Source organism: Streptomyces sp. 1222.5 (assembly GCF_900105245.1).
GTDB lineage: Bacteria > Actinomycetota > Actinomycetes > Streptomycetales > Streptomycetaceae > Streptomyces > Streptomyces albidocamelliae.
In genome coordinates, this window is the sequence record NZ_FNSZ01000001.1 from 7,403,694 (window position 1) to 7,416,871 (window position 13,178).

Genomic DNA, 13,178 nt, shown 5'->3' on the forward strand with positions numbered 1-13,178 from the left:
GAGAGGGGAATCGGATGCGGGGACGAAGATCATGGCCGATACGCTGTCTCGCCGACGCAGCGTCAGCGCACCAGGTCAACTGGACAGCGGCACATGAGGAATGGGGCGGGAAGCGGCCATGATGGGACCAGCACACTCACTGTCGGGGGCCGCGGCCTGGCTCGGCGTCGGGGCGGCCGCCGCGGCGGCCGGTCATCCGATGCCCTGGCCGGTCCTCCTCTGTGGGGCCCTGATCTGCGCCGGAGCCGCCCTCGCCCCGGACCTGGACCACAAGGCCGCCACCATCTCCCGTGCCTTCGGGCCGATCTCCCGGTGGATCTGCGAGATCGTGGACAAGCTGTCCTACGCCGTCTACAAGTCGACGAGGAAGCAGGGCGACCCGCGCCGCTCCGGAGGCCACCGCACACTGACCCACACCTGGCTGTGGGCGGTCCTGATCGGCGCCGGCTGCTCCGGGGCCGCGATCTCGGGCGGCCGCTGGGCGGTGCTGGCGATCCTGTTCGTGCACATGGTGCTGGCCATCGAGGGCCTGCTGTGGCGGGCGGCGCGCGGCTCCAGCAGCGATGTCCTGGTCTGGCTGCTGGCGGCGACCAGTGCGTGGATCCTCGCGGGAATACTGGACAAGCCGGGCAACGGTTCGGACTGGCTGTTCACCGCGCCCGGACAGGAGTACCTGTGGCTGGGCCTGCCGATCGTGCTGGGCGCCCTGGTGCACGACATCGGGGACGCGCTGACCGTGTCCGGCTGCCCGATCCTGTGGCCGATCCCGATCGGCCGCAAGCGCTGGTACCCGCTGGGACCACCGAAGCCGATGCGGTTCCGGGCGGGCAGCTGGGTCGAGCTGAAGGTGCTGATGCCGGTGTTCATGCTGCTCGGCGGGGTGGGCTGCGCTGCGGCCCTCAACGTGATCTGAGCCGCCCGCCCGGCAACGGGCGCCTCCGGTGCCGTCCCGGACGCCCGCCCTGCCCGGCCACGCCCCTGACTCGGTCAGGTGGCCTCGCCCGACTCCGCCCCGCCGTAGCGGCGCTCGAAGCGGGCGACGCGGCCCTCGGTGTCCACCGTGCGGGCCTTGCCGGTGTAGAAGGGGTGGCTCTCCGAGGAGATCTCCACGTCGATCACCGGGTAGCTGCGGCCGTCGTCCCACTCGATGGTCTGTTCGCTCTGCGCGGTGGAGCGGGTCAGGAAGGCGTATCCGGCAGCGCGGTCGCGGAAGACCACCGGGTGGTAGTCGGGATGCTTGTCCTGCTGCATGGCGGCTCCTCGGGCGAGGCGGTCGGGCAGGAGGCGTGCGGACGGGCCGGACGGTCAGCGGCTCGGTCAGCCGGACAAGGAGTCCTCGTCGACGATGTGCATGGCGGCCTCCTCCGCGGAGGCCGCGGCGCCGTCGATGCCGACGTCGGTGGCGACGAGTGCTTCCTCCTCGTCCTCGTGCGCGCCCTCGTCGGGGGCGACGAGCCGGCCGGAGCGGAAGTTCCCGACCTCGTTGTCGAGGAGTTCCCCGTCGCTGCCGTTGCAGTCGCCGATGCCGTCGTCGTCGGGGACGGCCGGGTCGGGCGTCTCCTCCGCGAGCCGCTGGTCGAGGGTCTCCCCCGCCTGGCGTTCGGCCGCCGTCACTCCGACGTGGTCGACCGCCCAGGGCCGCTCGGGAGGGGACCAGCCGCGGTCGAGCGGGTCGGCGACGCCGTCGAAGTCCAGTGTGTCCTCGACGTCGAGCACCCCCGAGTCCTCCCGGATCTCCGAGGAATCGGGCTGGTAGACGTCGTCCCCCCATCCGTCGGCGCTGTCCACGAGTACCTCCAGGTCGTGAGGACGGCCGTGTGCCGCCACGGCGGGCGGCGGGCCGCCGGCACGCGCGGCACGGAAACGCGACGCGAACCGAGTGGTTCCCGGGCGATTCCCGCGCCGGTGCCGATTTCCAGACTTCCACCCCGGCTCGGGACCGCGCAACGGCACGGGCCCCGGCCGCGTCCCCGGGCGCAGCTCCCGCACCTCGCGGGACCGGTGGGCCACCGCCGCATCACCGCAGGGCCCGCGCGGCTCCGGACCGCCGGTGTGGGCACGGTCGGCCCCGGCCCGGGGGAGACAGGTTCGTGCGCTTCCGGTCCTCGTCGTGTTTCCGGACCTCGTCCGCGCGGGCGCCAGAGTTTCCGGACCCGTCGGGCAGACGCTGCCGGCTCGTCCGGTACCGGGTCTCTCGATCCCGGTCCCGTCGACATGGGCACCCGTACTCGCGGCCTGCTCCGCCTGAGCATCCGGTACCGGGAACGCGGCCCGGCCGGCGAAGGCACCCGCACTCGCCGTTCGGCCGGGTCGGCGCGGGCCCGGCACAGGCAGCCGCACTCCCGGCTGCAGTTCCGCCCAGGCCCCCCGCTTCCGCTACCAGCCCAGTCGGCACAGGCGCGCACCTCGACGGTCCCAGGGCCTCGCCCTCCGGGCGCCGCCGCCCCCGCCTTCTCACCCGTGCCAGGACCGCCACAGGGCCGCGTAGGCGCCGTCCGCCGTCACCAGCTCCTCGTGGCTGCCCAGCTCGCTGATGCGGCCGTTCTCCACCACGGCGATCACGTCGGCGTCATGGGCGGTGTGCAGACGGTGAGCGATGGCGACCACGGTGCGGCCGTCCAGCACCCGTGCCAGCGAGCGTTCCAGATGGCGTGCCGCCCGCGGGTCGAGCAGCGAGGTCGCCTCGTCCAGGACCAGCGTGTGCGGGTCCGCCAGGACGAGCCGGGCCAGCGCGATCTGCTGGGCCTGCGCCGGGGTGAGCGCCAGGCCGCCGGAGCCGACCTCCGTGTCCAGCCCTTCGTCCAGGGCCCGGCTCCAGGCGTCCGCGTCGACCGCGCCCAGGGCCGCCCACAGCCCGGCGTCCGTGGCGTCGGTGCGGGCCAGCAGGAGGTTGTCGCGCAGGGAGCCCACGAACACGTGGTGTTCCTGGTTGACCAGGGCGACGTGCGAGCGGACGCGTTCGGCCGGCATGCGGGACAGCTCGGCGCCGCCCAGGGTGACCCGGCCGTCCCGGGGCGCGTAGATCCCGGCGAGCAGCCTGCCCAGGGTGGACTTGCCGGCGCCGGAGGGTCCGACGAGGGCCAGCCGGGTGCCCGGCGCGACCGCCAGGGAGACCTTGCGGAGCACGTCGACGCCCTCGCGGTAGCCGAAGTGCACCCGGTCGGCGTGCACGTCCCGCCCGGTCGGGGCCAGCGAGGCGTCCCCGGCGTCCGGCTCGACGTCCCGCACGCCGACCAGCCGGGCCAGCGACACCTGTGCCACCTGCACCTCGTCGTACCAGCGCAGGATCAGGTTCACCGGGTCGACGAGCATCTGGGCGACGAGCGCGCCCGTCGTCAGCTGGCCCACCCCGATCCAGCCCCGCAGGACGAACACACCGCCGACCATCAGGACCGAGCCGAGCACGAGGACGTGGACGGCGTTGATCACCGGGAAGAGCACGGACCGCAGCCACAGGGTGTACCGCTCCCAGGCCGTCCATTCCTTGATCCGCCGTTCGGACAGCGCGACCCGGCGGTCGCCGAGGCGGTGCGCCTCGACAGTGTGGCCCGCGTCGACGGTCTCGGCGAGCGCGGCGGCGACGGCGGCGTACCCGGCGGCCTCGGAGCGGTAACCGGAGGGCGCCCGCTTGAAGTACCAGCGGCAGCCGGCCACGAGCACCGGGACGGCGACCAGGACGGCGGCCGCCAGCGGCGGTGCCGTCACGACGAGCCCGCCGAGCAGCAGCAGGGCCCACACGGCACCAATGGCCAGCTGCGGCACGGCCTCGCGCATGGCGTTGGCCAGCCGGTCGATGTCGGTGGTGATGCGGGAGAGCAGATCGCCCGTGCCCGCCCGTTCCAGCACGCCCGGCGGCAGCCCGACCGACCGGACGAGGAAGTCCTCGCGCAGGTCGGCAAGCATCCGCTCGCCGAGCATCGCGCCCCGCAGCCGCACCTGGCGCACGAACACGGCCTGCACGCCCAGCGCGAGCGCGAACAGTCCGACGGTGAGCCCCAGATGCAGGTTTCGGGCGTCGTCCGACACCCGCTCGACCAGGCCGCCCAGCAGGTAGGGGCCCACCATGGAGGCGATCACCGCGACGGTGTTCACGACGATCAGCAGCAGGAAGGCCCGGCGGTGCCTGCGGAACAGCTCGGTGACGTAGGCGCGTACGGTCGCAGCCGCGCCGACGGGCAGGGTGGTGGCGGTCGTCGGGGCCGCCGGGTCGTACGCCGGCGGCGCAACGCCGATCATGCGCTCTCCTCGATCTCTTCCAGTTCGCCGAGCGCGCCCAGCAGGGCGTCCCCGTCGGCCGGGCCGGCGTCCGCGCCGGCCGCGGCCATCTCCTCGTCGGTCTCCCGCGTGACCACGGACCGGTACCGCGGCTCACCGTCGACCAGTTCGCGGTGCACACCGGTCGCCACGACCTCGCCGTCGTGGACCAGGACGACCCGGTCCGCACGGTCGAGCAGGAGCGGCGAGGAGGTGAGGACCACGGTGGTCCGCCCCGACCGCAGCCGGCGCAGCCCGTCGGCGATCCGTGCCTCGGTGTGCGAATCGACCGCGGACGTCGGTTCGTCCAGCACCAGCACCTCGGGGTCGGTGATCAGGGACCTCGCCAGCGCGAGTCGCTGGCGCTGGCCCCCGGAGAGGGAGCGGCCGCGCTCCGTGATGCGGGCGTCCATCGGGTCGGCCGCGTCCACCGACCCCTGCACCAGCGCGTCCAGGACGTCCTGGCACTGCGCGGCCGCGAGCGCGTCCGCCGCACCGACGGCTCCGGAGGCGGGCACGTCGAGCAGTTCGCGCAAGGTACCGGAGAGCAGTACCGGGTCCTTGTCCTGGACGAGGACGGCGGTCCGGGCGGTGTCCAGGGGGAGTTCGTCCAGGGGCACACCGCCGAGCAGCACCGGCCGGCCCGCCTCGGCGGGATGGCCGCCCAGCCGCTCCGCGAGCCTGCCGGCCGCGTCCGGGTCGCCGCAGACCACGGCGGTGAGCCGGCCGGCGGGGACGAGCAGACCGGTGTCGGGGTCGTACAGGTCGCCGTCCGGCAAATGGTCCGGGCGGGTGCCGTCGGTGGCCGTGGAACGTTCCAGGGACAGCACGCGCGCGGCCCGTCTGGCCGAGGGCCGCGAGAAGGAGTACGCCATGGCGATCTCCTCGAAGTGCCGCAGCGGATAGTTGAGGATCATCACCGCGCTGTAGACGGTGACGAGTTCGCCGACCGTGATCCGGCCCTCGCGGGCCAGGTGGACGCCGTGCCAGACGACCATGATCATCAGCAGCCCCGGCAGCAGCACCTGGACGGCGGAGATCAGCGACCACATCCGGGCGCTGCGCACGGCCGCGTGGCGTACCTCCTGGGAGGCCCGGCGGTAGCGGTCGAGGAACAGCTCCTCGCCGCCGATACCGCGCAGCACGCGCAGCCCCGCTACGGTGTCCGCGGCCAGTTCCGTGGCCCGGCCCGCCTTCTCGCGCTGCTCGTCGGCCCGGCGGGTCGCCCGGGGCAGCAGCGGCAGCACCGCGAGCGCGACGACGGGCAGTCCGACGGCGACGACCACACCCAGGGCGGGCTGGTAGACGAGGAGGCCGGCACAGACCGCGACGACGGTGAGCGCGGCGGCGGTGAACCGGGAGACCGCCTCGACGAACCAGCCGATCTTCTCCACGTCACCGGTGGAGACGGCCACCACCTCACCGGCCGCGACCCGCCGGGTGAGGGCGGATCCCAGGTGGGCGGCCTTGCGCGCGAGCAGCTGCTGGACACGGGCGGCGGCGGTGATCCAGTTGGTGACGGCGGCCCGGTGCAGGAAGGTGTCCCCGACGGCGATGCCCGTGCCGCACAGCAGCATCAGACCACCCGTCAGGGCCAGCCGGGAGCCGGAGCGGTCGACGACGGCCTGGACGGCGAGGCCCACACAGAAGGGCAGGGCGGAGACCGAGACGAAGTGGAGGAGGCCCCAGGCGAGTGCCTTCAGCTGGCCGCCCGTCTGGTTGCGCCACAGCCACCACAGGAAGCGGGGGCCCGAGCGCGCGTCGGGGACGCCCGGATCGGGATACGGAAGGTCTTGGATCTGCATGACGTCCCAGTGGCTCGTGTCAGAAGGGAGCTCGTGCGAGGGGAAGCTCGTGGCGGGGAGGCGGGAGAGGGCAGGGCAAGGGGGAGCGGCGGGCGGTGACAAGCCGTGAAAGGTTCGCGTCGCCGAGCGGTTGATTTCAACCGGTTTTCCTGGGGCACTCCCGCAATGCGCCCGTATCCGGCCAGGTGGCCGTCGCCCGAAGCCGCGATGTCATCATGGGGCGGTGATAGACAGCGTGCGGCGTGTGACGGTCGCGATGGCGGCCCTGGGGACTCTGTTGGCGACCACCACGGCCTGCGGCGGCCCGGGCTCCGGTGCCGACGGCGCGTCAGGGGCGGGCGGCCGGGGCACGCAGAGGCCGACGGGGGACGCGACGCACCCGAGCGACACGACCCGTGTCCCGGGCGTCGGCGAACGGCTCCACCGGAAGATCCCCGCGGACTCGAGCCAGGTCGTGGCCGTCTACGGCCGGGGCAAGGACTCGGCCGAATCCACGGTGGTGCTGTACACCCGGCGCGGTGGCCGCTGGCACCAGGAGGCGAGCTGGACCGCCCACAACGGGCGCAAGGGCTGGACGACCGACCATCACGAGGGCGACAAGCGCAGCCCGGTCGGTGTGTTCACCCTCTCGGACGCGGGCGGCGTGCTCCCGGACCCGGGCGCGAAGCTGCCGTACGACCGGGACCAGGCCGCCTACGCGGCCCCGGCCTACTGGAAGAAGGCGTACCACCACGACTTCGACTACGTCATCGCCATCGACTACAACCGGGTCCGGGGCAACCCGCCGAAGGACGCCACCCGCCCCCTGGGTGCGGAGAAGGGCGGCAGCATCTGGTTGCACATGGACCACCACAGCGGCACCTCGGCCTGCGTCAGCGTCTCCCGGGCGGCCATGGAGCATCTGCTGCGCACCCTCGACCCGGCCCGCAAGCCCGTCGTGGTGATGGGGGACCGGGCGGACCTGTCCGCCTAGCGTCCCGCCGTGCCGCCCTTCTGCGCCGGGGGTGGTCCCGCCGCGGCGGACTTGTTGCTCACGATGTCCACGTCGCTCGCCCGGACGTAGCCGAGCCGGTGGCCGAACTGGATCTCGTAGTAGCCCTCCTGGCCCTTCACGACCGGGCTCGGCGTGCTGACGAAGGACGACCGCGGGACGTAGGAGCTGTCGACGCGGGCCTGGGTCACGTATCGCTGGCCGGCCCGGAAACGGTAGGGGAGCGGCGACTCGGTCGGCTCCTCCACGTCCTCCGGGTAGGCGTCCTCCTCGGGCAGGGCGCGGCCGAACACCGGGACCTCGTCCAGTCCCTCCTTCGGCGTCACCATGCGGCCGGCCGCGCCGACGGCGGTCGGGTGCTTCTTCGGGTTCTTGAACCAGGCCTTGTTCCCCTGGAACCAGATGGCCGTCCAGTCGCCGCTGCGCCCGGCGACGGCATAGGTCTGGCCTGCGGAGACACGCGATCCGAGGTCGTTGACGTCCTCCGTGGAGGGGTCGCCGTCCGGCTTGCGGCCCGGATCCTGGATCAGCGGGGCCTTCTCGTCCGGTTCGGAGTGCAGCCGTACGGCGCTCGACCCGTGCGGCGGGCACGGCTCGCCGTCCTTGCCGCAGCCGGTGAACCTCGGCTTGTAGGAGGCGTAGTCCGGCAGGATCATCACCATGTCGCTGTCCGCCCCGGCCGTGGCCTTCAGCGGCGCGCCGAGCAGGTCGAAGTAGTGCCGCCAGTCCCAGAAGGGACCGGGGTCGTCGTGCATGTCGGGGATGCTGTCCGCGGTCGGTGACGGCACGTTGTCATGGCCGAAGATGTGCTGCCGGTCGAGCGGGACGTCGTACTTCTTCGCGAGGTAGCGCACCAGGCGGGCCGAGGATCGGTACATCTGCTCCGTGAACCAGGTGCCGGGGTGGGTGAGGAACCCCTCGTGCTCGATGCCGATCGAGCGGGCGTTCACGAACTGGCTGCCGGAGTGCCAGGCCTCGTCCCTGGTGCGGACGTGCTGGGTGATGTGGCCGTCGCTGGAGCTGATCGAGTAGTGCCAGGACGCCTCCGTCGGGTCCTGCACGGTCTTGAACATGTTCGGCAGGTACGACTCGGTGTCGTGGATGACGATGTACTCGATCTTCTCGTCCCGCGGCCGGTCGGCGAGGTCGTGGTTGCCGTACGCGCCGTCGTCGTCGATCTCCACGTACGGCGCGCTGAGCCAGTCGCAGGCGAGGTCGGCCGGGCACTCGACCTCCTTGGGCCGCTTCTTGTCCGGTGTGCGCGCCACGCGCACACCGGGGTTGCCGGCGAGGCTGACCTCCTGTCCCTCGGCGGTGGTGCGGTGCGCGCCCTTGCGGATCACGTCGAACACGTCGTTGGCGTAGGCGGTCGCCGAGGTGATGTCACGGGTGCCCGGGTAGTGCTTGACCGCCTCCCACCAGTCCGCCGGATTGTCGCTGAGGGGCTTGCCGAGCTTGCGTTGCGTGGCCGCAAGGAGTGCCGCCCCGCCGCGCACGTTGGCGGCGGCGTCCGTCCGCAGGCGCTCCGCCGGGACCTTGATCAGGCGTGCGGCGCGTTCCAGGTCCGCCGGCTGGACGCGGTGGCCGGGCAGCGACTCGGCCGGGCCCGCGTCGGGGTTCCCCGCGGCTCCGACGGGCGGCCGGGTGCCGGCGCCGTCCCTGCCCTGCGCGCCGGCCGCCGCCGGGGGCAGGGCCTTTCCGCCGTCGACGAGGTGCATCGGCCCGTAGCCGCCCGCGACGCTCGGGGAGCCCGGGTGGGCGTCCCATCGCGACTGCGTGTAGGACACACTCATGAGCACGCTGCGGGGCACGTGGTACTCGCGCGCCGCGTCCGCGAAGGCGTCCTGCAGCAGCCGGTCCTGCACCTCGTCGTCCCCGAGCACCGGGACGAGCAGCAGCGGCGCGAGCAGCGCCGCCGACGCGATCACGCACGCCGTTCGACGGCATTCGCGGAGGCTGTTGGGAACACGCAGGGCGGCCGGTCTTCTCATTGGACGGTTCTCCAGACATGTTCGACACCACCAGGACAGAGGGACTTGTCCTGGACGCCACCCCGGCAACGTTTCCGTGCCTGGCGCGCCCCGTCGCGCCAACCGTCACCTCGCTGGCCGAGCGGCAGGGCAGAGGCCACTCGGTCGGCGGCGTGCGGGCTCAGTCCTCGACGGGGTCGACCCGCCAGTCGGGATGACCCGGCATCGGCGGGGTGTGCGGCCCGTACAGCCAAGGCGTCAGAAAGGGCGTCAGGTCCTCGCCCGCGACCTCGGAGGCGAGTGCGACGAAGTCCCGGGTGCCTGCCGCCCGGCCCCGGTACCTGCTCACCCACGCCCGCTCGATCCTGCCGAACGTCTCCTCACCGACCTTCTCCCGCAGGGCGTACAGCACCAGCGCCGAGCCGTCGTAGCGCATGACCTTGAACAGGGCCGGCTCCGTCGGTTCGGCCGGAGCGCCCTCGTCGTGACGCCACTGGTCGTGCTGCTCGTAGGCCGCCCGCATGGCCTCTTCGAGGCCGGGACCACCGTGGGTGTCGGAGTACAGCCGCTCGTAGAACCGGGCGTGACCCTCGCTCAGCCACAGGTCGGACCAGCGGCGGACGGCGACGCTGTCACCGGTCCAATGGTGCGTCAGCTCGTGCACGAGGTTGCGTTCGGCGTCGACGCGGTCGCCGAGCAGGTCCTCCCTCGGGACGACGGACAGCGACTGCGTCTCCAGCGCCACCGGCTGGTCGGTGTCCCCGACCAGCACGCCGTAGCGGCGGAACGGGTACGGGCCGAGCTGCCGCTCCAGCCAGGCCAGGTGGTCGGGGGTCAGCGAGCGGTACGCCTCGGTGTCGCCGACCAGACTGTCCGGGACCACGTCCCGGACGGGCAGCCCGCGCGGTCCGGTGCCGTCGACGAAGGTGAATCTGCCCACCGCCATCTGGACCAGCTGCGCCGCGATCGGCTGCTCGGAGTCGTACGTCCACCGGATGCGTCCGTCGGCCTGCCGGACCTTGTCGACGAGCCGGCCGTTGGCCACCGCGCTGAGGTCCGGCGGGGTGGTGATACGGAAGGTGACGGGCGCCCGCAGGCTCGGATGGTCGTCGGCCGGGAAGATCATTCTCGCGCCGTCGGGCTGCGCGTACACCACGGTCCCGTCGGACGTGGGCACCCATCCGTAGTCCTGGATCGCGTCGTCGCGGTGGCGGCTCTGGGTCGGGTCGGCGGTGTAGGCGACGCGGACGGTGAAGGCGCTGCCGTGGGGGATGGGCCGGGCGGGAGTGACCACGAGTTCGTCGCCGTGGCGTACGGCGGTGGCGGGAGCGCCGTCGACGGTGACCCGGTGCAGCGTGTTGCCCGCGAAGTCGAGGTCGAACCGGGACAGGGCCTGGGTGGCGGTGGCGCTGATCGTGGCCGTTGCGGGGAACGGCGTCCGCACCGCCCGCCAGTCGAAGTCGAGCGTGTAGCGGCGGACCGTGTACCCGCCGTTCCCGGCGAGCGGCATCAGCGGGTCGCCGATGCCCGGGGCCCCGGGGGAGGGGACCTTCCCGGCCGACGCGGTCGCACCGGGAGCGGGCGAGCCGTGGGTTCCGTGCGGGAGGACGTGGGCGAACAGGGCGGCGCCGGTGAGGGTGCCGGCGCCCGCGAAGGCGACGGCGAGGACCGTGCGCCGGCCGCGGAGGACCTTCCGGGGGCGCCTCTGAGGGGACTTCTGCCGCGCGGACCCCGTGGGCCCCTTGCTGATCTCCATGACGGCACTATGTCAGTCAAGTGTGCTTATAGCACCAATTGCTCCAGTAGTGTGCGGCCGTGCCGGGCACGACGGCCCTGCGGACGGGGAGGCTGCGGCGGTCGATGCGGTGGCGCTGCGGCCTCCCCGTGTGCCGTCGCGGAGTTCTTCGTCCGGTCTGCTCGTTGCGGCCGGTGGTCAACTCCCCGTAGAACACCGGCCATGAGAAGACGGATAGTCATGTCCATGCTCGCCGGGGCGACCCTTCTGGTGAGCACGTTCTTCGGCACCGGAACCCCCGTCGCCCAAGCGGCGGACGCGCCCGCCGAGTTCGGCACCGACTGGCACGACCCCGTGACCGCAGCACCGCCCGTCGACCGCCCGCACACCAGGTCGTGCCAGGTCACCCTCGCCGACGTCCAGTTCCGCGACTTCACCCCGTACCGCGGCACGTACTCCCCGCCCCGGGGCTGCGGCGGCCGCTGGAGCAAGGTCGTCCTGCGCCTGGACGGCAAGGTGAAGGGACGTCAGTTCGACCGCCTCGGCTATCTGCACGTCGGCGGCGTGGAGATCCTGCGCACCTCCACGCCCGAGCCCTCGCCCGACGGCATCGAATGGCACGTCGAGAAGGACGTCACCCGCTACAGCGACACCTTCCGCGACGCGCGGGACGTCGAGATGCTCATCGGCAACGTCGTGGACGACACCTACACGGGTGTCATCGACGTGCACGTCACGCTGACCTTCTACGCGGGCCGGCCCGCGGACGCCGCGCCCGACCGGGTGCTCACTCTCGCCGACACGCCCGACGGCACGACGCTCACCACCCCGCGCAACAGCGAGCGGATCGTCGCCGAGGTGTACGCGACCGGGTCGGGAGGCGGCTGCGAGGAGTTCTGGTACCTGACCGTCGCCGACCCGGCGTCCTACTCCTGCAAGGCCGACCACGGCCCCTACCGCGAGGTGCAGATCAAGGTCGACGGGCAACTCGCCGGAATCGCCTCCCCGTTCCCGAACGTGTGGACCGGCGGCTGGTCCAACCCCTTCCTCTGGTACGTGCTTCCGGCGCCCCGGGCCTTCGACGTCCGGCCGCTCGAGTACGACCTGACGCCGTACGCCGGTCTGCTCAACGACGGCCGCCCGCACCGCGTGGAGGTCTCCGTCGCCGGTGTACCCGCCGGGCAGTCCGGCTGGAGCGCACCGGTGAACGTACTCGTCTGGCAGGACGCGCACCGCGCCCACGTCACCGGCGCGCTCACCGGAGACAGGGCGACGGACCTCGTCAACTCCTCCACCTACACGCCCGGTTCCGAGAACCGCGTGGACACGAGGGCCGGGCACCGGCTCACCGTCTCCGGCTACCTCGACACCTCGCACGGCCGCGTCACCACCACCGTCACGCGGACGCTCGCCAACACCTCCGTGCACCGCTGGACGGAAGGGGAGAACACCGACGGACTCGACGCGACCTGGACCGACGAGGAGACCGTCACCGTCGGCGGCCACGGCCCCACGCGGTCCACGCGCACGCACCGGACGTACACGATGGACGGCGCCACGACCGTCGGTACGGACGACCGGCTGCGCACCGTGCTGGCGCTCGGCGACCGCGCGTCGGTCGTGGAGCGCGAGGGCGGCCGGCGGACGCTCCGGTCGTGGCTGGACGACACCTACCGCGGCGACGCCTCCTACACGCTCAACGTCCCGCGCGACCAGCGGCACGCGGTCGGCACGTCGGCCGAGCGCTATCGGCTGCACGGCTCCGAGGGGTGCTACGACCGTTCGCTGACCACCGTCCAGGGGGTGCTGACGGAAGACCGCAGCCGCTGCTGAGCGCGGCGCCACGGGGGCGCCGCCCGGCACCGCCGACGACTGCTCCCGGCCGACGCGGCCGTCAGCAGGTGTGGGCGGCGCCCCCGTCGATCAACGTGTCGAGGAGTACGCCGAGCACCTGGCGCTCCTTCTGCGTCAGCGGGGCGAGTATCTCCTCGGCCGCCGAGCGGCGCGCGCCGCGCAGTTCGCGCAGGGTCGCGCGCCCCTCGTCCGTCAGTTCGATACGGATCGCGCGCCGGTTCGCCGGGTCGGGCGCCCGCCGGACCTTGCCGTTCGCCTCCAGCCCGTCGACCAGGGTCGTCACCGCACGGGGGACGACCTCCAGGCGCTCGGCGAGGTCGGCCATCCGCGGGGGCGAGCCGTAGTGCGCGAGGGTGCGCAGCAGCCGGGACTGGGCCGGGGTGACGCCCAGCTCGCGCCCCTCCAGATGGCGTTTCTGGATGCGGTGCACCCGGCGGGTCAGCCGCAGCAACTGCTCGGCGAGGAGACCGTCGGGATCTGGGGTCGTCATGCGGGAACAATATCAGGACGCCGTTCATTGTGAGTATAGGTAACAATGAGCTACGATCCGTTCCGTCATCGTCGGCCGA

10 protein-coding genes are annotated in these 13,178 nt (G+C 72.8%); 3 read left to right on the forward strand and 7 right to left on the reverse strand.

Annotated features, from left to right (window positions below):
* Nucleotides 1-118 precede the first annotated feature (118 nt).
* Complete coding sequence (locus BLW57_RS33580) at nt 119-913, forward strand: metal-dependent hydrolase (RefSeq protein ID WP_093479475.1); 795 nt, start codon at nt 119-121, stop codon at nt 911-913.
* A 74-nt stretch (nt 914-987) separates the two neighbouring features.
* On the opposite strand, the gene BLW57_RS33585 is transcribed toward BLW57_RS33580, so the two are convergent.
* The 4 genes from BLW57_RS33585 to BLW57_RS33600 all read right to left on the reverse strand — a co-directional run bounded on the left by BLW57_RS33585 (nt 988) and on the right by BLW57_RS33600 (nt 6,059).
* Entirely contained in the window at nt 988-1,251 is a 264-nt protein-coding gene (locus BLW57_RS33585; protein WP_073894907.1) for a type B 50S ribosomal protein L31, read from the reverse strand.
* Between the two features lie 66 nt (nt 1,252-1,317).
* Nucleotides 1,318-1,788 carry a DUF5709 domain-containing protein gene (locus BLW57_RS33590; RefSeq protein ID WP_073894905.1) on the reverse strand — a complete coding sequence of 157 codons (471 nt, stop codon included), beginning with the start codon at nt 1,786-1,788 and terminating at the stop codon, nt 1,318-1,320.
* A gap of 666 nt (nt 1,789-2,454) precedes the next feature.
* Complete coding sequence (locus tag BLW57_RS33595; RefSeq protein ID WP_093479476.1) at nt 2,455-4,236, reverse strand: ABC transporter ATP-binding protein; 1,782 nt, start codon at nt 4,234-4,236, stop codon at nt 2,455-2,457.
* Entirely contained in the window at nt 4,233-6,059 is a 1,827-nt protein-coding gene (locus tag BLW57_RS33600) for an ABC transporter transmembrane domain-containing protein (RefSeq protein ID WP_093479477.1), read from the reverse strand. Before BLW57_RS33600 ends, BLW57_RS33595 begins: the two co-directional genes overlap by 4 nt.
* Nucleotides 6,060-6,315: 256 nt before the next feature.
* Here BLW57_RS33600 and BLW57_RS33605 point away from each other — a divergent pair, with 256 nt between their 5' ends.
* Complete coding sequence (locus tag BLW57_RS33605; protein ID WP_093481016.1) at nt 6,316-7,032, forward strand: L,D-transpeptidase family protein; 717 nt, start codon at nt 6,316-6,318, stop codon at nt 7,030-7,032.
* Here the strand turns inward: BLW57_RS33605 and BLW57_RS33610 are convergent.
* Both BLW57_RS33610 and BLW57_RS33615 read right to left on the reverse strand, forming a co-directional pair.
* Nucleotides 7,029-9,041 (reverse strand): N-acetylmuramoyl-L-alanine amidase, encoded by a 2,013-nt coding sequence (locus BLW57_RS33610; RefSeq protein WP_176985821.1) that lies wholly within the window; start codon nt 9,039-9,041, stop codon nt 7,029-7,031. The two genes, BLW57_RS33605 and BLW57_RS33610, sit on opposite strands and share 4 nt — an antisense overlap.
* A 160-nt stretch (nt 9,042-9,201) precedes the next feature.
* Entirely contained in the window at nt 9,202-10,776 is a 1,575-nt protein-coding gene (locus tag BLW57_RS33615) for a M1 family metallopeptidase (RefSeq protein WP_256339647.1), read from the reverse strand.
* Nucleotides 10,777-10,977: 201 nt separating this feature from the next.
* Here BLW57_RS33615 and BLW57_RS33620 point away from each other — a divergent pair, with 201 nt between their 5' ends.
* Nucleotides 10,978-12,588 carry a peptide-N4-asparagine amidase gene (locus BLW57_RS33620; protein ID WP_256339648.1) on the forward strand — a complete coding sequence of 537 codons (1,611 nt, stop codon included), beginning with the start codon at nt 10,978-10,980 and terminating at the stop codon, nt 12,586-12,588.
* Nucleotides 12,589-12,649: 61 nt separating this feature from the next.
* Here BLW57_RS33620 and BLW57_RS33625 read toward each other — a convergent pair whose 3' ends face one another.
* Entirely contained in the window at nt 12,650-13,099 is a 450-nt protein-coding gene (locus tag BLW57_RS33625) for a MarR family winged helix-turn-helix transcriptional regulator (protein WP_093479480.1), read from the reverse strand.
* Between the last annotated feature and the right edge of the window lie 79 nt (nt 13,100-13,178).